Source organism: Streptomyces sp. NPDC057617 (genome assembly GCF_042800555.1).
GTDB lineage: Bacteria > Actinomycetota > Actinomycetes > Streptomycetales > Streptomycetaceae > Streptomyces.
Genome location: NZ_JBHVGV010000001.1, coordinates 545,976 through 562,820, shown reverse-complemented (window position 1 = coordinate 562,820; position 16,845 = coordinate 545,976). Strand labels below are relative to the sequence as shown.

19 protein-coding genes and 6 pseudogenes are annotated in these 16,845 nt (G+C 67.7%); 12 read left to right on the top strand and 13 right to left on the bottom strand.

The genetic code is table 11. The annotated features are described in order from the left end of the window. Positions 1-141 precede the first annotated feature (141 nt). The 3 genes and pseudogenes from ACFU9P_RS02565 to ACFU9P_RS02555 all read right to left on the bottom strand — a co-directional run bounded on the left by ACFU9P_RS02565 (position 142) and on the right by ACFU9P_RS02555 (position 2,374). Positions 142-1,614: a SulP family inorganic anion transporter gene (locus ACFU9P_RS02565; protein ID WP_384077329.1), complete on the bottom strand. Its 1,473-nt coding sequence runs from the start codon at positions 1,612-1,614 to the stop codon at positions 142-144. A gap of 76 nt (positions 1,615-1,690) precedes the next feature. Continuing rightward, a pseudogene (locus tag ACFU9P_RS02560) lies at positions 1,691-1,858 on the bottom strand (carbonic anhydrase); the annotation flags it as partial. 129 nt (positions 1,859-1,987) lie between these two features. Then, a complete protein-coding gene (locus tag ACFU9P_RS02555) occupies positions 1,988-2,374 on the bottom strand; it encodes a hypothetical protein (protein WP_384077327.1) in 387 nt (128 codons plus the stop codon). Between the two features lie 283 nt (positions 2,375-2,657). On the opposite strand from ACFU9P_RS02555, the gene ACFU9P_RS02550 reads away from it, so the two are divergent. From ACFU9P_RS02550 to ACFU9P_RS02540, 3 genes are all read left to right on the top strand, one after another. Beyond that, entirely contained in the window at positions 2,658-2,792 is a 135-nt protein-coding gene (locus ACFU9P_RS02550; protein ID WP_384077325.1) for a hypothetical protein, read from the top strand. Between the two features lie 2 nt (positions 2,793-2,794). Next, the gene (locus ACFU9P_RS02545) at positions 2,795-2,926 is read left to right on the top strand and encodes a hypothetical protein (RefSeq protein ID WP_384077323.1); all 132 of its coding nucleotides are present in this window, start codon (positions 2,795-2,797) and stop codon (positions 2,924-2,926) included. 339 nt (positions 2,927-3,265) lie between these two features. Beyond that, positions 3,266-4,144 (top strand): ATP-grasp domain-containing protein, encoded by an 879-nt coding sequence (locus ACFU9P_RS02540; protein ID WP_384077321.1) that lies wholly within the window; start codon positions 3,266-3,268, stop codon positions 4,142-4,144. A 65-nt stretch (positions 4,145-4,209) separates the two neighbouring features. On the opposite strand, the gene ACFU9P_RS02535 is transcribed toward ACFU9P_RS02540, so the two are convergent. After that, positions 4,210-4,674 carry a hypothetical protein gene (locus tag ACFU9P_RS02535; RefSeq protein WP_376386911.1) on the bottom strand — a complete coding sequence of 155 codons (465 nt, stop codon included), beginning with the start codon at positions 4,672-4,674 and terminating at the stop codon, positions 4,210-4,212. Positions 4,675-4,678: 4 nt separating this feature from the next. Further along, positions 4,679-5,935, bottom strand: coding sequence for a tyrosine-type recombinase/integrase (locus ACFU9P_RS02530; RefSeq protein WP_384077319.1), 1,257 nt, complete (start codon positions 5,933-5,935; stop codon positions 4,679-4,681). Between the two features lie 252 nt (positions 5,936-6,187). On the opposite strand from ACFU9P_RS02530, the gene ACFU9P_RS02525 reads away from it, so the two are divergent. Beyond that, complete coding sequence (locus ACFU9P_RS02525; protein WP_384077317.1) at positions 6,188-6,628, top strand: integrase; 441 nt, start codon at positions 6,188-6,190, stop codon at positions 6,626-6,628. 26 nt (positions 6,629-6,654) lie between these two features. On the opposite strand, the pseudogene ACFU9P_RS02520 reads toward ACFU9P_RS02525, so the two are convergent. Beyond that, positions 6,655-6,893 (bottom strand): annotated as a pseudogene (locus tag ACFU9P_RS02520) (NADP oxidoreductase); the annotation flags it as partial. A gap of 17 nt (positions 6,894-6,910) precedes the next feature. After that, a complete protein-coding gene (locus ACFU9P_RS02515; protein WP_384077315.1) occupies positions 6,911-8,449 on the bottom strand; it encodes an alpha/beta hydrolase in 1,539 nt (512 codons plus the stop codon). 128 nt (positions 8,450-8,577) lie between these two features. On the opposite strand from ACFU9P_RS02515, the pseudogene ACFU9P_RS02510 reads away from it, so the two are divergent. Further along, a pseudogene (locus tag ACFU9P_RS02510) lies at positions 8,578-8,837 on the top strand (hypothetical protein); the annotation flags it as partial. Between the two features lie 40 nt (positions 8,838-8,877). Here the strand turns inward: ACFU9P_RS02510 and ACFU9P_RS02505 are convergent. Then, positions 8,878-9,162: a hypothetical protein gene (locus ACFU9P_RS02505; protein WP_384077313.1), complete on the bottom strand. Its 285-nt coding sequence runs from the start codon at positions 9,160-9,162 to the stop codon at positions 8,878-8,880. 119 nt (positions 9,163-9,281) lie between these two features. On the opposite strand from ACFU9P_RS02505, the gene ACFU9P_RS02500 reads away from it, so the two are divergent. The 4 genes from ACFU9P_RS02500 (at position 9,282) to ACFU9P_RS02485 (ending at position 12,857) form a co-directional block, all read left to right on the top strand. Continuing rightward, entirely contained in the window at positions 9,282-10,790 is a 1,509-nt protein-coding gene (locus tag ACFU9P_RS02500; RefSeq protein WP_384077311.1) for an FAD-binding oxidoreductase, read from the top strand. Positions 10,791-10,946: 156 nt separating this feature from the next. Beyond that, the gene (locus ACFU9P_RS02495; RefSeq protein WP_384077309.1) at positions 10,947-11,096 is read left to right on the top strand and encodes a hypothetical protein; all 150 of its coding nucleotides are present in this window, start codon (positions 10,947-10,949) and stop codon (positions 11,094-11,096) included. After that, entirely contained in the window at positions 11,059-11,301 is a 243-nt protein-coding gene (locus tag ACFU9P_RS02490; RefSeq protein ID WP_384077307.1) for a hypothetical protein, read from the top strand. The genes ACFU9P_RS02495 and ACFU9P_RS02490 overlap by 38 nt, the downstream gene beginning before the upstream one ends. 320 nt (positions 11,302-11,621) lie before the next feature. Then, complete coding sequence (locus ACFU9P_RS02485) at positions 11,622-12,857, top strand: MFS transporter (RefSeq protein WP_384077305.1); 1,236 nt, start codon at positions 11,622-11,624, stop codon at positions 12,855-12,857. Here the strand turns inward: ACFU9P_RS02485 and ACFU9P_RS02480 are convergent. Together ACFU9P_RS02480 and ACFU9P_RS02475 are read right to left on the bottom strand one after the other, a co-directional pair. Continuing rightward, entirely contained in the window at positions 12,835-13,101 is a 267-nt protein-coding gene (locus ACFU9P_RS02480) for a hypothetical protein (protein WP_384077935.1), read from the bottom strand. The two genes, ACFU9P_RS02485 and ACFU9P_RS02480, sit on opposite strands and share 23 nt — an antisense overlap. Before the next feature lie 88 nt (positions 13,102-13,189). Then, positions 13,190-13,336, bottom strand: a complete 147-nt coding sequence (locus ACFU9P_RS02475; protein WP_384077934.1) for a hypothetical protein — start codon at positions 13,334-13,336, stop codon at positions 13,190-13,192. Between the two features lie 27 nt (positions 13,337-13,363). On the opposite strand from ACFU9P_RS02475, the pseudogene ACFU9P_RS02470 reads away from it, so the two are divergent. Continuing rightward, positions 13,364-13,527, top strand: a pseudogene (locus tag ACFU9P_RS02470) (IS630 family transposase); the annotation flags it as partial. A 339-nt stretch (positions 13,528-13,866) separates the two neighbouring features. Here ACFU9P_RS02470 and ACFU9P_RS02465 read toward each other — a convergent pair. The 3 genes and pseudogenes from ACFU9P_RS02465 to ACFU9P_RS02455 all read right to left on the bottom strand — a co-directional run. Next, positions 13,867-14,097: pseudogene (locus ACFU9P_RS02465) on the bottom strand (thioredoxin family protein); the annotation flags it as partial. Positions 14,098-14,099: 2 nt separating this feature from the next. After that, positions 14,100-14,874 (bottom strand): annotated as a pseudogene (locus ACFU9P_RS02460) (NAD(P)/FAD-dependent oxidoreductase); the annotation flags it as partial. After that, a complete protein-coding gene (locus tag ACFU9P_RS02455) occupies positions 14,871-15,290 on the bottom strand; it encodes an arsenate reductase ArsC (protein WP_384077304.1) in 420 nt (139 codons plus the stop codon). The pseudogene ACFU9P_RS02460 and the gene ACFU9P_RS02455, both read right to left, overlap by 4 nt. A gap of 112 nt (positions 15,291-15,402) precedes the next feature. Between ACFU9P_RS02455 and ACFU9P_RS02450 the strand changes: the two genes are divergently transcribed. Both ACFU9P_RS02450 and arsB read left to right on the top strand, forming a co-directional pair. Then, positions 15,403-15,717, top strand: coding sequence for an ArsR/SmtB family transcription factor (locus ACFU9P_RS02450; protein ID WP_384077301.1), 315 nt, complete (start codon positions 15,403-15,405; stop codon positions 15,715-15,717). After that, positions 15,714-16,835, top strand: coding sequence for an ACR3 family arsenite efflux transporter (arsB, locus tag ACFU9P_RS02445; RefSeq protein ID WP_384077299.1), 1,122 nt, complete (start codon positions 15,714-15,716; stop codon positions 16,833-16,835). Before ACFU9P_RS02450 ends, arsB begins: the two co-directional genes overlap by 4 nt. The last annotated feature ends 10 nt before the right edge of the window (positions 16,836-16,845 follow it).

Here is a 16,845-nt window from a genome sequence, read left to right as displayed (position 1 = left end):
GCAGGTCGGCGGGGGTGCGGTCGCTGGCATTCATCCGGGAAAGGGTACGCGGCGGGGGGGGGGGGGGGGGGGCATGGGGGGGGGGGGGGGGGCCGGGTGGGGGGGGGCTCTGGTCCGCGGAAGGTGGTGCAGCGGTGCGGTTCAGGAAGCGGCGATGACGCGGACCCGTTGCGATTCCCGGGTGTTGTGTTGTTCAGCCCAGGCCAGGAGCGCCATGGTGCATGCGTGGTCCTGGTGGCGCAGTCCCGTGAGGTCGAGGTGGATCGGCCGGTCGGCGGGCAGGGAGCCCAGTGTGTCGAGGAGTTTCGGCAGACGCAGGAAGGTCGCGTAACCGGCGATACGGACCATCAACGGTCCGGTGTCATCGTTGTGATTGACGTCGATCTGGATGTGCGAGATGTCCCAGGCGGTTTTCACTACGGACAGTGCCAGACCGATTAGCACGCCCTCGAACATGTTGACGGTCACGATGGCTGTGGCGGTGGTGAGCAGGATGATCGCCTCGCCTCGGTGTGTGCGCCACATCGGACGCAACTGCCGCAGGGGCAGCAGCTTGAATCCGGCGTAGACGAGTACGCCGGCCAGGGCCGCCACCGGGACCAGTCCCAGGACTGCGGGGAACAGCGCCGCGAACAGCAGCAGCCACACCCCGTGCAGGACCCGGGACGCCTTGGTCTTCGCCCCCGCTTGGACGTTGGCCGCGCTGCGGACGATCACCGCGGTCATGGGCAGCGCCCCGAGCAGCCCGCACACCGCGTTGCCCGCGCCCTGTGCCATCAGCTCCTTGTCGAAGTGGGTACGGGGACCATCGTGGAGGCGGTCGACGGCGGCGGCGCTGAAGAGGCTCTCCGCGGATGCGATGAGAGTGAAGGCCAGAACTGTGGCGAGCACACCGAGCCCCGTCAGCGCTCCAGCATCCTGTACGGAGGGGAAGTTGACCGCGTCCAAGAGGCCGCTGACCTCGACGGTGGTCACCGGCAGATCCAGTACCGCGGCGGCCAGGGATGCGATCAGAACCGCGACGAGGGCGCCGGGCACCCGCCGCAGCGCCCCGGGCATCCACCGCCACAACCCGCACACGGCGATGGCTGCCCCGCCCAGAGCGAGCGCGGACGCGGCGGCCGGCGAAGCGGCCACCACACCGAACAGTGCGGGCAGTCCGGTGATTTTCCCGATGCCGGAGGCGGGCGCCGGGGTGTCGGCCAGCGTGTACAACTGGGCCGCGATGATGACCAGTCCGATGCCGGCGAGCATTCCTTCGACGACGGCGACGGAGATCGCACGGAACCAGCCGCCCAGCCGCATCGCGCCGAGCGCGATCTGGAGGAGCCCGGTCGCCAGCACAATGACGCCCAGCGTCGGCAGACCGTAACCGCGGACGGCTTCGGCCACGAGCACAGTCAACCCGGCGGCGGGCCCGCTGACTTGCAGACTGCTGCCGGGCAGGAGACCGGTGAGCAGACCACCGACGATGCCGGTGATCAGCCCGAGTTCGGCGGGCACACCGGAGGCGACCGCGACGCCTACACATAGAGGCAGGGCAACGAGGAAGACAACGAGGGAGGCGGGAGCGTCGGTACGCAGCGCGTATCCGACGGTTTTCAATTGAGGCATGAGGATGTTCCTTGTCGGCACATAGTGGGGGGACCGGCCGGCCGGCTGCAGCGCCCGCGGTTCAGGCGCGGAGCACAAGCTGACCGGGGCGGGCGCCGGTGATCAGGGTGGGTACGACCTGGGAGTCCGAGCAGGAGATGAACAGGGCGAGCGGCCGCTGGCCATGGGCCAGTTGGGCGAACTCGTGCCGTCGGTCAGCGATCGCGGCGGGGAAGCTCCGGGCATGGTCGATGAGCGGTTGCATGGTCGGCCTTGTGCTCGTCGTACGGATGAGTGCGCGTACGGGAGGCGTTCACAGCCAGTGGGCACACGTCAGCGACGGCGCGCAGGACGCCGGAGCAGGAAGGCGCGTGGGCTGGGAACGCGGGACCGCTCAGCAGCGGAAGGTCTGCAGTGTGCTGGGAGTGGGCGCGGCGGCGCCAGTGGGGCGGTGTCTGTTACGGGCCGTCGCGAGACGGGAAGCGGTCGTGGCGCCGTAGTTTTCCCGGACGGCGTCGTCCGTCTGACTGCCGTCGATCGCACCCATGGCCACAGGGCTGTTCTGGACCCGGTTGGGTAGTGCGAGAGGATCCTGCTGATCGTCGTGCAGGCTGCTCGGCGCCCGGACCTCGAACATCAGATGCGGGGTGCTGTGCACCCGGTCTTGTGTCTGGCTCGCCGCATTGACGCGAGGGGTGGTCCAGGCATGGTGCGGGGTGACAGCGTGCACCAGGACGACGGCGACGAGCATGAGCAGAGCCGCCACTGCACGACGCACCACGGGCACACCTCCCTCGACCGGCTGCCGTTGTGGACACGTTACCGTCCACGCCCGGACCACAACGCCCAACTCCCTTACTCCCTCGATGTGATGGAGAGCACGAACCGGAACCCGTCGGTCCTTTCGTGGGACCCACGACCAGGTCAATCCCAACGGCAGCAACGGCGACAACGACGAGTGGTGGAACGACGCCCAGTTCAACGCCGATGCCTTCAGCTACATCAGCATCGGAACGGGATTCGTCGCTGTCGGCCTCGGCCTGGCCGCTCTCGCGTTCCCGCCCTTGGCCGCGGCCGAGGCGGTTTTTGGCGCCGTCTCGTTCGGCGCCGCCGCGCTGAGCGCCGTGGTCACCGGCATCGAACACGGCTTCTCCAGTGGCGAGTTCTACGACTCCGTGCCGTCGGCGGCACCGCCCTGAACGTGTTCACCCGCAGCCAGTGGAAGTGGCTGGTCCCGGCCAAGAAGGCGATCTCCCCGGTGGTCAACAAGGTCGCGGAGGAGGGCAAGGAACTCGTGTCCTCGATCACCAGCGGATTGTCATCGATCTTCTGAACCGTCGATCCGGCCGACCTTGTGACCACGGCCCAGGCCTTGCCTGCCAAGTCCGCAGGGACCTGGCGAACTTGATCGTGCCGCAGATCGGTCGGCTTGAGGAGACGAGGAGGGCGGAGGAGCCATACAGGCTGCTGGCCCCTTCAAACGTCGTTGTCGAGCCGGTGGCAGAGTGGTTCGCTGAACTGCAGGCGGCCTCGAAGCCGCCGACCACGATCCGGTCGTACGGCATGGACCTGCTGCGTTGGTACAGGTTCCTTCTCTGTACTTGGCAAGATGCCGTGCCTGGCAGCGCGAAACCCGTGGCCCAAGAGCTGGAGGTTCCGTAGCGTGTCGGTCATGCCGATGCCCGTCCTGTACTGCCGTGATTCGTTGAACCCTCGACGCGTGGACGAACACTTCGCGCTGGAAGCTCGGGAGGTCCGCGCCTGTGGCGGGGCAGTAGGGCTGATCGACCACGACGCGCTGTTGCAGGACGACGCGCAGCAGGCAGTCGCACAAGTTCCGGCTGGGCTGGGAAGTGCGTGGTACCGAGGCTGGATGATTCCCAGCGATCGATACGCCGCGTTGGCTGAGGCCCTGAGCCGACGTGGCATCAAGCTGCTCGTGACACCGGAGCAATACCGCACCGCTCACGAACTGCCAGGCTGGCATGCAACGTTCATCGACATCACGCCCGCGAGCGTGTGGCGTCCCACGAAGCCCGGTGAGATGCTGACCGCCGACGACCTGGCTGCTCTCGCCGAGCCCCTGCTGCCAGGCTCGGGAATCGTGAAGGACTACGTCAAATCGCGCAAGCACGAGTGGGAGCAGGCGTGCTTCATTCTCGATCTCGCCGACGCTGTGGAGCTGACGCGGGTCGTGCAGCGCTTTGTAGAGTTGCAGGAGGAGTTCCTGGCTGGTGGGATCGTTCTCCGCGCCTTCGAGGCGTTCTCGCGGCTTGAGTCCGTCGCGGCTGAAGTGCGCGTCTGGTGGCTCGATGGTGAACCCAGGCTGCTGACGCCCCATCCGGATAGCCCGTTTGAGCGCGGGCTGGTGCCCGACCTTGACCACATCGGGCCTGCAGTGCGGCGCCTAGGATGCCGGTTCGTCACAACCGACGTGGCCCTTCGCTCGGACGGCGTGTGGCGGGTCGTCGAAGTCGGTGACGGCCAAGTCAGTGATCTGCACCAGTCGAGCAGCCGAGGCGAATTGGCCGCACTGCTGGTCGGTCCATAGCACTTACGCTCCTTCCCCTCACCAAGTCGAGTGGTGTGCTCGTCGGGCCTTGACCGGTACGTGGGCTAGAGCCAGTCGTCTGTGTCGCGGTGGCGGCCGAGTCCGACTGCGGAGAACTCGTCGATGTGATTGCCCTTGGCAGCGCCGAGTCGCCGCAGTGCCTGAGAGATCGGAGTGCCGCTCGTCGGCGAGGGCTCCCCTTCGGCCAGGCACAATGGGCCAAGGACTATCTTCCCGGCATCCCAGACCTGCGCGGTTTGAGTCCCTGCCCCGCCGAAGTACTCGGCCTCGACGTAGGCCACCGGTCCTGTCTCCGAGTACGCGGTCAGCAGACAATCAAAGCCTGCTGGCGCCTTCCAGGACCCGTCGAGTTCGGGTGCTCCGGCGGCCGTGACCGCATCGAACAGTGCGCCGGTCATCGGCAAGAGCCAGAGGTGTTGACCGAGAGGAACGATGCACGCCTCTGTGATGGAGCCGGCCAACTCGCGGAGCACGGATTCGGTGGCGATGACCGCCTGCAGGCAATACATCCGCTCATTCTCGCCTGGCCGCTGATCGCTGCGAGATGCCGGGTATGCCAAGGTCGACCGGTGCGACCCTGGCGAGTCGACGGGTCTGGTCCCGCTTCTGGCGCAGGAAAGACAAGGTGGGGTCGATTCCTTCGATCTCACCGAGCCACCCCTCTGCTTCGGCTCGGGCCCGGCGGGTTAGAAGGTCGACTTCGATCTCGTCGAGGCGGGGCAGCATCTTCGGATTAATGTTGATCATGGGACATCTCAGACAGGCGTGCTCATGCTGGCAAGGTGTCGAGTAGGGGCGGGCGCATCCTCCCAGCTCGACTTTGCGCTGGTCGAAGTGCTCCTCGAAGCCGAGCCATTCGGGTTCGGTGACCGGCCGGTACTCGTCGGTTGGCCTGGCTTGGCGGCGCCGGTCGAGAAATCCCTGGTAGTGCCGGACGACGTCCTCGTTGAACACGGCGACATAACCGCGAGTCGTTTGAAGATTCAAATGCCCGAGTAGGGCTGCTCCGATGTGGATCGGGAGCCAGCTGTTGACGAGCTCCGTGGCCAGGAGTCGGTGAAAATCGTGCGGCGTGAAGCTGGTGGCAAGGAAGCCGGGGTGCTGTTCGGCGAGCTCGACGCAGTGGCGCTTCAGCATGTTCACCACGGTGGTGTCCGACATGACCTCGTGCTTGGTCCCGATCTTGCGTTGGAACAAGAACGGCATTGGCGGGCTGCTCTGCCGTTCCTTCGGGTCGTAGCGGGGCAGCAGCGGGATGGTCTGGCCGCCGGCAGTGTGGCGGCGGACGATGGCCGCGATGACGGCGAACAGCTCGGCGGACATCGGGATGACGCGTTCCCGGTCGCTCTTCGAGGGAGCGACTACGAGCAAGGCGATGACCTCGCCGTTGGGCCGTTGATACTGCCGGATGCTGAGATGGGTGAGTTCCAGGGCCTCCTCTATACGCACGCCTGAGTGCCGCAGGACCTCAACGATCGCCCACTCCCAGAAAGCGGCGTCCTCGGCGTGCGTGACGTTGATGTACTTGCCGCTCTCCAGGTCGCGGACGCGGACGTTCGCCAGTCCTCCGAGCCGGACGCGGCGTTCGTCCACCCGGCTCCACAGGCGCTGGTAGGTGCCGCCCTCCAGGGTGATGGTCCGTCCGCCAGTTGCGTCCGCGGCCTGAGCGAGGAGGTCACGGAGGTGGCCGTACCGGTTCTCCACGTTGTGGTGGACGCTGCGGAGGCCCTGGCGTCCGCTCAGCTGCTTCGCGGCCAGGGCGATGTTCAAGCGGGCCAACGAGTTCCTCGGGTCGAACTGGACCCTTCACGATCTTCGGCACACCGCGGCCTACCGCATGGCCCGCGACCCGGAGCTGTCACTGACCGACACCCCGGCCAGCCGCTCGACTACCAGCCCCACGACTTCCGAAGGATCTTCATCACGGATGCCGTCATGAACGGCCTGCCGTCGCACATCGCGCAGATCCTCGCAGGCCACGACGGTATTTCGACCACCATGCGTTACAAGGCGATCTAGCCGATGGAGGCCATCGAGGCACACCGCGCCTTCATCGCCCGTCGCCGGGCAACACGTCCGAGCGAGGAATACCGCACCCCGACCAACGAAGAGTTGGATGAGTTCCTGGGCCACTTCCAGCGCCGCAAGCTCTCCATCGGAACCTGCAGCCGAGCGTTCGGCACCCCGTGCATCCACGAGCACGCCTGCATCCGCTGCCCCATGCTTCGGCCCGACCCCGCCCAGCGACCCCGGTTGATCGAGATCAGGGACTACCTCACTGATCGAATCGTCGAAGCCGAGCGTGAAGGCCGGCTCGGCGAGATCGAGGGCCTCAAGGTGAGCCTCGCCGCTGCCGACGCCAAGCTTGCGCAACTCAATGCCCAGTCGGCACGAGTCCAGCGAGCGATCGATCTGGGCATGCCCAGTTTCCGTGACATCGCCGCACGCTCCACTGAGCCGTAAGCAGAGCGCCGGCGCCGGCCGGGGCTTCAACGCACACTCGGTTTGCCACCCTGTGCTTGCTCGCGACTCGGTCCGGCCGCACAGGCGAGCGGAGGGGCGAGCGCCTGGACATCCGCTCCCTCTCCGATCCAGAGCCCGATGAACAGCGCGGCGGTCGCCTCCAGCAGTCCCGCTCGGTCCCGCTCGTTCGGGACCACCACCAGAACGGGCTCGCACCCCACGTCCGCACCAACTCACGCACGCGCGCCAGGGCTTCCTGGTCGTCGGTGAGTTGCCTACGCGTCACGATCGTCTTCCTACCGGATCCGCCCCCAGGCGGATCCGGATCGGCAAGCTGTCAGGACGGCACGGCGGGCAGCTGGTGCCCCGGGGTGGGACTGCCAGGTCGGTGAGGTAGCTGTCCACGGCGTCCTCCATACACGGGCCGCTGGTGACGCTGCCGTGGCCGTGGCCCTCGTAGGTGAGGAGCACACCGCTGCGGCCGAGCTGCCGGGCCACCGAGACCGCCCACGGGTAGCCGGTGGCGGGGTCGTGCAGCGCGTTGGAGACCAGGATCGGCGGGGCACCGTGTGTGTCCAGGCGGTGCTGCGGGTTGGCGGTCGGCGCGCCCAGACACGCTGCTGCCATGTGGATCGGCAGCAGGTAAGGCAGGTCAGGCGCGGTCATGTTCATCATGGCGACGAGCGAGGCGTACTCCTGGTAGTCGCGCACCGGCAGGTGCCAGTCCGAGCAGAAGACCGGGGTGGCTGAGGGCAGCGACGCTATCGAGGTGGGCGACGCGGGCAGCGGCTTGCTCGCGGCCATCCCCGCGATCGCCGTGGCCAGGCCCGCGTAGTCGGCTTGGTAGAACATCCGGAACGCGATCTTGTTGACCAGGTCCGAAGAAGACAGCGAGGTGCCCGGCTTCGCCGGGTCCTCCAGCTCGCCGCGCCCGGCCCGGGCCAACAGGCCCTGCCAGACGGCGCGGACGTCGCGGGCGTGCAGCGCGCAGTCCACGGCACCGTCGCACCACTTCACGAACTCCTGGAATGAATCCTCTGCTGTGGCCGCCTCGGACTGCAGGAAGTCACGGGTGGTCGGGACGCTGTGGTCCATGACGCTCTCCAGCACCATCGCGCGCACGCGGCGCGGGTAGGTCTCGGCGTACTGTGCCCCGAGCAGCGTGCCGTACGAGCTGCCGTGGAAGGTCAGTTTCCGCTCGCCGAGGGCGGCCCGGAGGGCGTCCACGTCCCGGACCGTCTGGGCGGTGTCAAGGTGGTCGAACACCGGGCCGGTATGCGCCCGGCAGTCGGCACGGAGCCGCCTGTTGTACGCCATGGTGGCGTCGAAGTCCGCCTGGCTCTTCAGCTCCGGTGACGGCCGCTTGGCAAGCAGGTCGCCGGAGCAGGTCACCGGGTTGCTGCCGCCCACGCCGCGCGGGTCGAAGCTGACGATGTCGAACCTGCGGCGGACCTCGGGGCTGAACCGGCTGATACGGCGCACCACCATCTCCACACCCGAGTCGCCCGGCCCGCCGGGGCCGAACACCATCGAGCCGACGCGTGCGCCGGGGTCGGCGGCCTTGCGGCGAGCCACGGCCAGGTCGAGTCTCGGCCCGTCCGGGCGGGCCCAGTCGACTGGCACCGAAAGGGTGGCGCACTCGGCTCCCGGCTTCGCCGGGTCGTCACACGGTGCCCACCGCAGGGCCCCGGCGGCAGACGGCGACGCGTGGGCCGCGGGAGCGGCGGCGAGGCCGGTGATGACGGCCATAGCGGCTCCCACCACCATGGCCGTGCCCCGCGCGGCGATGCGCCGCAGTGCGGATCTGCCCCTTAACGGCATGGATCCTCCTCGTGAAGAGAGCGGTTGTGTCAGGCGTGCGGGCCCGGCCGGGGGCACCGTCGTCACGGTAGGTGCACAGTCGCCTATGTGGTGCCCCTGTCAGGGGTTTCTCCGGGTCGGGTCGGGGACCGCTCAGGGGCGATCGGGGCGCAGGGCGAAAAACGGTCAGGGTCGGGTCAGGGGAAGGGATCCGTCGCAGTCTCAATCGACCTGTCAGCCACGACGCCGACCTCTGCAAGGAGGGAAACACCGTCGAACTGCTGACCAACAAGCTCAAGGCCGCGGCATCGCCACCCGATACGACAAGACCCCGGACAGCTACTTCGCCGGCCTGCTCCTGCGTGCCTCGATGATCTGGGGCAAAGTCCTCACCCAGACCACCTATTGATCACGACTCGATATGCGCCCTGGTTCAGAGAAGCGAACCTCTATCCGGACTCGACAGAGGCCAGGCTGCGGTTGGCGGCGAAGCGGATGTCGCGGCCCCGGCCGCGGGCCTCGGAGAGCCGGTGGGCGAGGTACTTCGCCCCGGCCGGCCAGGGGCCGGCCAGGTCGGCGCCCGTGAGGGCGAGCCGACTGTATTCACGGGGGATCCGCTCGAACAGCGTCGGCTGCCTCCGGCCGGGATCCGGGCGCCAGGTCGGGGCGGGGAGCGGCTTGCGCGGGCTCCCCGCCGTACTTCTGCCGCCACAAGCACGATGTCGCGCTCTCAATGCCGTCTTCTCGTGCGTGTCGGGACGGCCCTCAGCAGCCACTCTTGCTACCGTCCGCTTCGCGCAAATCACCCATAAAGGGGTGATTCGAGTCAGTGGCAGCCGAGAGGACACGGACCATGAACGACTTTTCCCGTCGCAGAGTGCTCAAGGCGACGGCGGCCGCCGGCGCCGGTGCGGTCGTCGTCTCGGGTGTCGAGCCCGCCGAAGTCTCGGCCGCGAGCGCCGTGAATGCCGGGGCTGAGGCCGTCGGGGCTGGGGGTACGACGTGTGCGCCGGCGAGGCTGACCGGGCGCATCGTCCGCCCGAACGACCCGAACTACGCGGACGCCAGCCAGGGCTGGGACGAGTTGTTCGTGCACTATCCGCTGGTCATCGTCTTCGCCCAGAACACCCAGGACGTCGTCAACGCCTTCACGTGGGCGCGGCAGCACAACGTCGCGCTGCGGGTGCGCAGTGGCCGCCACAGTCTCGAAGGCTGGTCGAATGTCGACAACGGCATCGTGATCGACGTCAGTGAGCTGAAGTCCGCGCACATCAACGCCCACGCCCGTACGGCCACTGTGGGTGCCGGGCTCAACCAGTTGGAAGCGGTGACGACGCTCGCGAAGAAGAACTTCGCGGTGACGACAGGCACGGAGGGCTCCGTGGGCCTCGTCGGTGCCACCCTCGGCGGCGGCCTGGGCTTCTTCACCCGCTACCTCGGCATGGCCTGCGACAGCCTGATCGGCGCCGAGGTCGTCGTGCCGGAGGGCGCCATGTGTGCCAAGGTGATCAAGGCGGATCTGGATCACAACTCCGACCTGCTGTGGGCACTTCGCGGCGCGGGCAACGGCAACTTCGGGATCGTCACCTCGCTCACCTACAAGGTGGCCCCGCTCAAGAGCGTCACCTATCTGACGGCCACGTGGGACGGGCTCGGAGACCTGCACAGGGTGTTCGACGCCTGGCAGCGTACGGCCCCGGTCACCGACAACCGCATGGGCACCCAGCTGGAGATCCACCCGAACCAGATCCTGCTGTTCGCGGTCCTGGCTGAGGGAACGCCCCCGGAAGCCAAGAAGCTGCTGGCGCCGATCCTCTCGATCGGCCGTCCCGAGGTCACCACGCAGGTCGGCAACTGGGGCGATGTGTACGCGAGTTTCCAGACCCCGACCGAGGACGAGCCGGCGAACTGGAAGTTCTTCTCCCAGTTCACGAAGAAGCCGTTCCCGGACGAGGCGATCAGGGTGATCGCGTCGTTCATGCGGGACGCGCCGACGGACGACAGCAACTTCTTCACCCAGGCGTTCGGCGGTGCGGTCAGGAAGGCTCCGCGCGGCGGCACGTCGTTCCCGCACCGCGACGCGCTGTTCTACTCCGAGCCGGGCGCGGGCTGGGGCAAGCGCGGTGTGCCGGGCAGCGGCGACGAACTGACCACGCAGGCCCAGGCGTGGATCGCGGAGTTCAGCCAGGCACTGCGGCCTTACGTAGACGGTGCCTACGTCAACGTCCCCAACATCGGCATGCAGGAGTGGGAAACCGCCTACTGGGACGGCAACTTCGACCGCCTGCGCCAGATCAAGCAGAAGTACGACCCCCGCAACATCTTCCAGTACGAGCAGAGCGTCCCGCCGGCCTCCTGCTGAATGGCAACGACGAAGCCCCCTCCCGGACGGTGAGGGGGCTTCGTCGTATCCAGCCGCCAAGTAAGGGCCGTCGGGGCAATGTCCGGTGCGCGGGTACCGCCGACGCCGGTTCAGCAGCCGCATCCTGCGGCAGCGGGGGCAGGGTTGGCGGCCTGCGTGGCGCAGCAGCTGTCGCTGCTGGTGGCGGGGGTGGCGCCTTTGCCGAGGGAGGGCCACCGCGGTCCGCCGATACGCCAGGGTGGCGCGCTGGACGAGGGCGACGCGCTCGGTGCTCGACCCGCCGCGCACGCCGCGACTGGCTCCTGATCAACCAGGGCCGCCACGTATCAACCAGGGCCGCCACGTCTGGATCCGTTGCCGATGGAGCAACCAGTGGCTCGAACCCGAGATCACCCGCGCCGACTTCGACGCCATGATCGCCACACCGGACAGGGCGATCTACCCCAGCGTCGAGCAGGGCCTGATCGCCTTGGGATTCGACGGCGTCTTTACCGGCAGTTACCTCCCCTGAACCACAGATACCCACGGCGGACGCAACCGGGGCTCTTCCGCCCATGGCGTCACCCCGACGGCAGTGGGATGCCCACTGCTCTGTCGGGCTGCGCCGCGTCCGCGACATCCTGGGCCCGGGCACCGCCTAGCCGATATACGTACCCCAGGCTCGCGGGCCGCCAAATCATCTGCGTGACGGAGACGACGGGCTACCGCGACGATGCTGCCCACGGTGAGCAGACCAAGGCGACCGAGAGTTACGTTCCGCCGGACGAACCTGCCGCGTTGAGGCAGGTCACGCGCTGTCCCTGGAGGATGGCACCCGGCAGACTGAACTCCATGACCGAGACGGAATCGCCCGCGGGCCCGGATGCCACCGACCGGCGGAAATGGCTCACGCCGGGTGTCCGCGGTATCGGAACCGCCAGTCTGCTGGCCGATGTGGGGCACGAGATCCCCACGGCGCTGCTGCCGTCGCTGCTCACGTCCACGCTCGGAGCCCCGGCCGCGGCCCTCGGTGTGATCGAGGGCGTGTCCGATGCTCTCGCCGGAGCCGCCCGTTTCGCCGGAGGCGTTCTCGCCGACGATCCGGCCCGCCGCCGTAAGGTCGCTGTCGGCGGCTACGTGACCACCGCGGTCCTGGGCGCTGCTACGGCCGGGGCGACCGCGGTCTGGCAGGTCGGTGTCCTGCGTGCCGCGGCGTGGACCTCCCGTGGTCTGCGGGTGCCGGCCCGCAACGCACTGCTCGCGGACATCGTGCCCGCGAAGATGTACGGGCGGGCTTACGGCTTCGAGCGCATGATGGACAACTTCGGTGCGATCTTCGGACCGTTGCTCGCGCTCGGCCTGGTGGCGTGGCTCGGAGTGACCTGGGCCATCGCCCTGTCCGTCATCCCAGGCTTGCTGGCCGCCGTCGCGATCATCTACGCGATCCGCAGGACCCCTCGACCCACCAGCCGGGACAGGGTGCCGCTGAAGATCCGGATTCGGCCGGTACTCAAAGGCGGCCTCGGCCGCTTGATGGCCGCAGTCGCCGCATTCGAGGTCGGCAACGTCGCCGCGACCCTGCTCATCTTGCGGGCTACCGACCTGCTGGCCCCTGGGTACGGTACGAAGACTGCCACGACGATCGCGCTTGGCCTCTACACGGCGTACAACCTCGCGGCAGCCATCGCGTCGATCCCCGCTGGAAGGCTCTCCGACCGGCTCGGCACGCGCGGTCCGATTCTCGTCCTGGCTTGTGGCGTTGGTGCCTTCGCCCTGGCCTACGCTCTGTTCGCGGTCGGCAACGCTGCCATTGTGCTTCTGGCAATCCCCTTCGTGCTGGCGGGCGTTGGTATCGGCGCGGTCGAAACCGCCGAACATTCCGCCGTCGCCGCACTTGCCCCCAAGGAACTACGCGGCTCCGCTTTCGGGATGCTCGCCACCGTCCAGTCACTCGGCAACCTCGCCGCCAGCGGCATCGCCGGCATCCTCTGGTCGGCCGTTTCCCCCATGGCCGCGTTCACCTACCTCACCGGCTGGATGCTCCTGGCCCTCGTCGGCCTCGGCCTCAGCTCCCGCCGTGGGCACTGAGCCGCTCCCGTCGGCCCGCGCGCGTTGACCGCTCCCACTCCTGAGCGGCGGCCTGAACGGCGTCCCATGGGGAGCCCAGCGGCGGTGTGTACGGGAGGTCGAGGTCGCTGATGTCGGTGATGTTCATCGCGTGGAAGCGGGCCGTGGCGTACGTATCGACTCGTTTGGCCAGGCCTCCGATCGACGGGCTGTCCGGTCCCGACGCCCTCGGACCGCGCGACGGCGTCCACCTGCTGCACAGCATGGGCGACGCCTTCGAGCCGCGACGCCGACGGATACATCGAGGAGTTGCCGTACGACGCACTGATCGTCGGCACCGGCGCGGTCAGCGCTCACTGGGTGCCGCAGATGGAGAAGTTGGGGTAGCCGTCGGCCACGACCACGGCGACTTTGCTGTCGGGATCGAGTTCGCGGGCGCGGAGCGCGGCGCTGATGCCTGCGTCGCTTCCGCCGACCGCGACGATGCGTTGAGGGGACACGGGAACCTGCTGGGGCCTGACGTTTCAAACCACACCGTGCGGACCCGGGCCCTGCACGCCTACCTGCGCCGGCGCAACGCCAATGCCCGCTACCGCGACGTCCTGGCCGCCGAAGACGTGAACGCGCCCGCATCCGCAGTGAGAAAGGCAGCCGCTGGGGTGGTGGTCGGCCCCTGTCAGCGGCGGCCTGAGCCGGCTGGAAGGTGAGTCACCGAGATCGTTGGGCGGCGTTTGCCCGATAGCGTCCCAGTACGCCAATGGACAGTGCCGATGCGCCCATCAGCCCGAATACGATCGAACTCGAACCGTCGCTGTGCTCTGGCTCCCAGATACGGAATCCGACCAGCAGGGCAACGACTCCGAACAGCCCGACCTGTATCCACCTGATGGTCACGGCCCGCTGGCCGTGGCCATGAGTCTTGCTGTCTCGTTTGCGCACCGGGACTCCTCTGCTCCTTCAGTGCACCGACTGTACTGGCGCAGGGAGCCATCGATACGACCCAGCCCGGTGAACCTTCTCTGTCACAGCACTAGTTGAGGAAGTCGGCGAGGTCGTGTTCGAGGGCGGCCTTCGGCTTGGCGTCGATGATGGCCGTGGCGATGTCGCCGCTGACGTAGACGTTCATCATCGGGAAGGACATCACACCGAACTGGGCTGTGGTGGCTGGGTTTTCATCGATGTTGAGCTTGACGATCTCGATCTTTTCGCCGTGTTCGGCGGCGATCGCCTCCAGTGAGGGGGCGAGCTGGCGGCAGGGGCCGTGGTCTTCTCCGGTTCGGGCGGGTCCGTGCTGTCGGAGAGCGCGGCGAGGTAGCGCTCGGCGTCCAAGGCCGCGGTGCAGCCGGTGCCGGCGGCGATGATGGCCTGGCGGTAGGTGTGGTCCACGACGTCGCCTGCGGCGAAGACGCCGGGGATGTTCGTACGGGAAGAGGGCGCGTCGACCTTGAGGTAGCCCTCCTCGTCCAACTCCAACTGTTCGGTGAAGAGTTCGGTACGGGGGTCGTGGCCGATGGCGATGAACAGGCCGGTGGCCGCGAGTTCGCGGGTCCGGCCGGTGAAGGTGTCGCGCAGGACCAGGCCGGAGAGCGTACCGCCCTCCTCCTTGATCTCGGCGATCTCGGTGTCGAAGGCGAAGGAGATCTTGTCGTCGGCGAACGCCCGGTTCTGCATCGCCTGGGAGGCCCGCAGAGTGCTGCGCCGGTGGACGACGGTGACGGACCTGGCAAAACGGGTGAGGAACGTGGCCTCCTCCATGGCGGTGTCGCCGCCCCCGACCACAACGATGTCGCGGTCGCGGAAGAAGAATCCGTCGCAGGTGGCGTACCAGGACACACCGCGCCCGGAGAGTTCGTCCTCCCTGGATGCCGTCGCGGAAGCCTGGGAAGTTCTCGACCTCGTTGGTCGTCATCAGCGCGCCGCCGACGGAGACCGAACCGTAGAAGACCAGGGGCTTGAGGGCGGCGCGGGCCGTGTAGAGGGCGGCGGTTTAGCTGGCGGGGCCCGAGCCGATGACGATGACGTTCCGGATCTCGCTCACGCCGCGGTCCCCGGCTCCGGCGCGATCTCGGCGATCAGGCCCTCGACGCGCTTCTTGATCTCGTCGCGGATGGGCCGTACGGCTTCGACGCCTTGGCCGGCCGGGTCGTCCAGCGTCCAGTCCAGGTAGCGCTTGCCGGGGAAGACCGGGCAGGTGTCCCCGCAGCCCATGGTGACGCAGACGTCGGACTCCTGAACCGCCTCCACGGTGAGGACCTTGGGGATCTCGGCGGAGATGTCGATGCCGACCTCCGCCATGGCCTCGACTGCGGCCGGGTTCACCGAGTCGCCCGGGTCGGAGCCCGCCGAGCGGACCTCAACACGGTCTCCGGCCAGGTGGGTCAGCCAGGCGGCGGCCATCTGGGAGCGGCCGGCGTTGTGGACACAGACGAACAGCACGGAAGGCTTGTCGGACATCAGACGGGTCTCTCTTGTCTCGCGCATCTCGCGCGTCTCGCGATGAAATTCAGGGGTGAATGACATCAGCGCCCGGTGGCGTCACCCGCCACTGATGTGACAGTATCAGCCCATGATGACGTCAGTCGACACTGACCTGATCCGGGTGCTCGCCGACCCGCTCAGGCTCCGGATCGTGACCCTGCTCGCCCATGAGACCCTCTGCACCACACACCTGGTCGAGGAGACCGGCGCCAAGCAGACCAACCTCTCCAACCACCTGCGCGTACTGCGCGAAGCGGGAGTGGTCGAGACCGAGCCGTGCGGACGCTTCACCTACTACAAGCTGCGCCCGGACGTCATCGAATCCGTGGCGGATTCCTTCGCCGCGCTCGCCGCGACCGCCCGTACCACCCGAGCCGCCGACACGAAGAGGGCCTGTCCGTGACCAGCACCGAACCGACAACCACCAGCGCACCCGTCCCACCGGGCGAGGACTCGGTTGTCGCGAAGCTCTCGACGCTCGACCGGTTCCTGGCCGTCTGGATCCTGATCGCGATGGGGCTTGGGCTGGGCCTCGGCCGACTGATCCCAGGGCTCAACGACGCTCTGGCGAAAGTCGAGATCGGTGGGGTCTCGCTGCCCATCGCGGTGGGCCTGCTGATCATGATGTATCCGGTGCTGGCCAAGGTGCGTTACGACAAGCTCGACGCCGTCACGGGCGACCGGAAGCTGATGGTGTCGTCGCTGGTCATCAACTGGCTTGTCGGACCGGCCGTGATGTTCGCACTGGCCTGGATCTTCCTGCCGGACCTGCCCGAATACCGCACCGGCCTGATCATCGTCGGCCTCGCCCGCTGCATCGCCATGGTCATCATCTGGAACGATCTGGCTTGCGGCGACCGCGAAGCCGCTGCCGTTCTCGTCGCGCTCAACTCCGTGTTCCAGGTTGTTGCGTTCGGCCTGCTCGGCTGGCTCTACCTCGACCTGCTGCCGAACTGGCTGGGCCTCGGCGACGGCGAGAGCCTCGACATCTCCATGTGGAAGATCGCCCTGAACGTGGTCATCTTCCTCGGCGTACCGCTGCTGGCGGGCTTCCTGACGCGCCGCTTCGGCGAGAAGTCCATGGGCCGGGAGGGCTACGAGGCGAAGTTCCTGCCGAAGATCGGCCCCTGGGCGCTGTACGGACTGCTCTTCACCATCGTCATCCTCTTCGCTCTGCAGGGGAAGACAATCACTTCACAGCCGCTGGACGTCGCCCGGATTGCCCTACCGCTCCTGGTGTATTTCGCGGTGATGTTCTTCGGTACCTTCGCGCTGGGCAAGGCGCTCGGGCTCGCGTACGACCGTACGGCGACCCTCGCCTTCACGGCCGCCGGCAACAACTTCGAACTGGCCATCGCCGTCGCCATCGCCACCTTCGGCGTCACCAGCGGCCAGGCGCTCTCCGGCGTGGTCGGCCCGCTCATCGAGGTACCCGTGGTGATCGCGCTGGTCTACGTATCGCTGGCCTGGCGCAAGAAGTTCGCCGCCACGGCCCTCGCCACGCCCGTACGAGAGCGGTGACGCACTGACG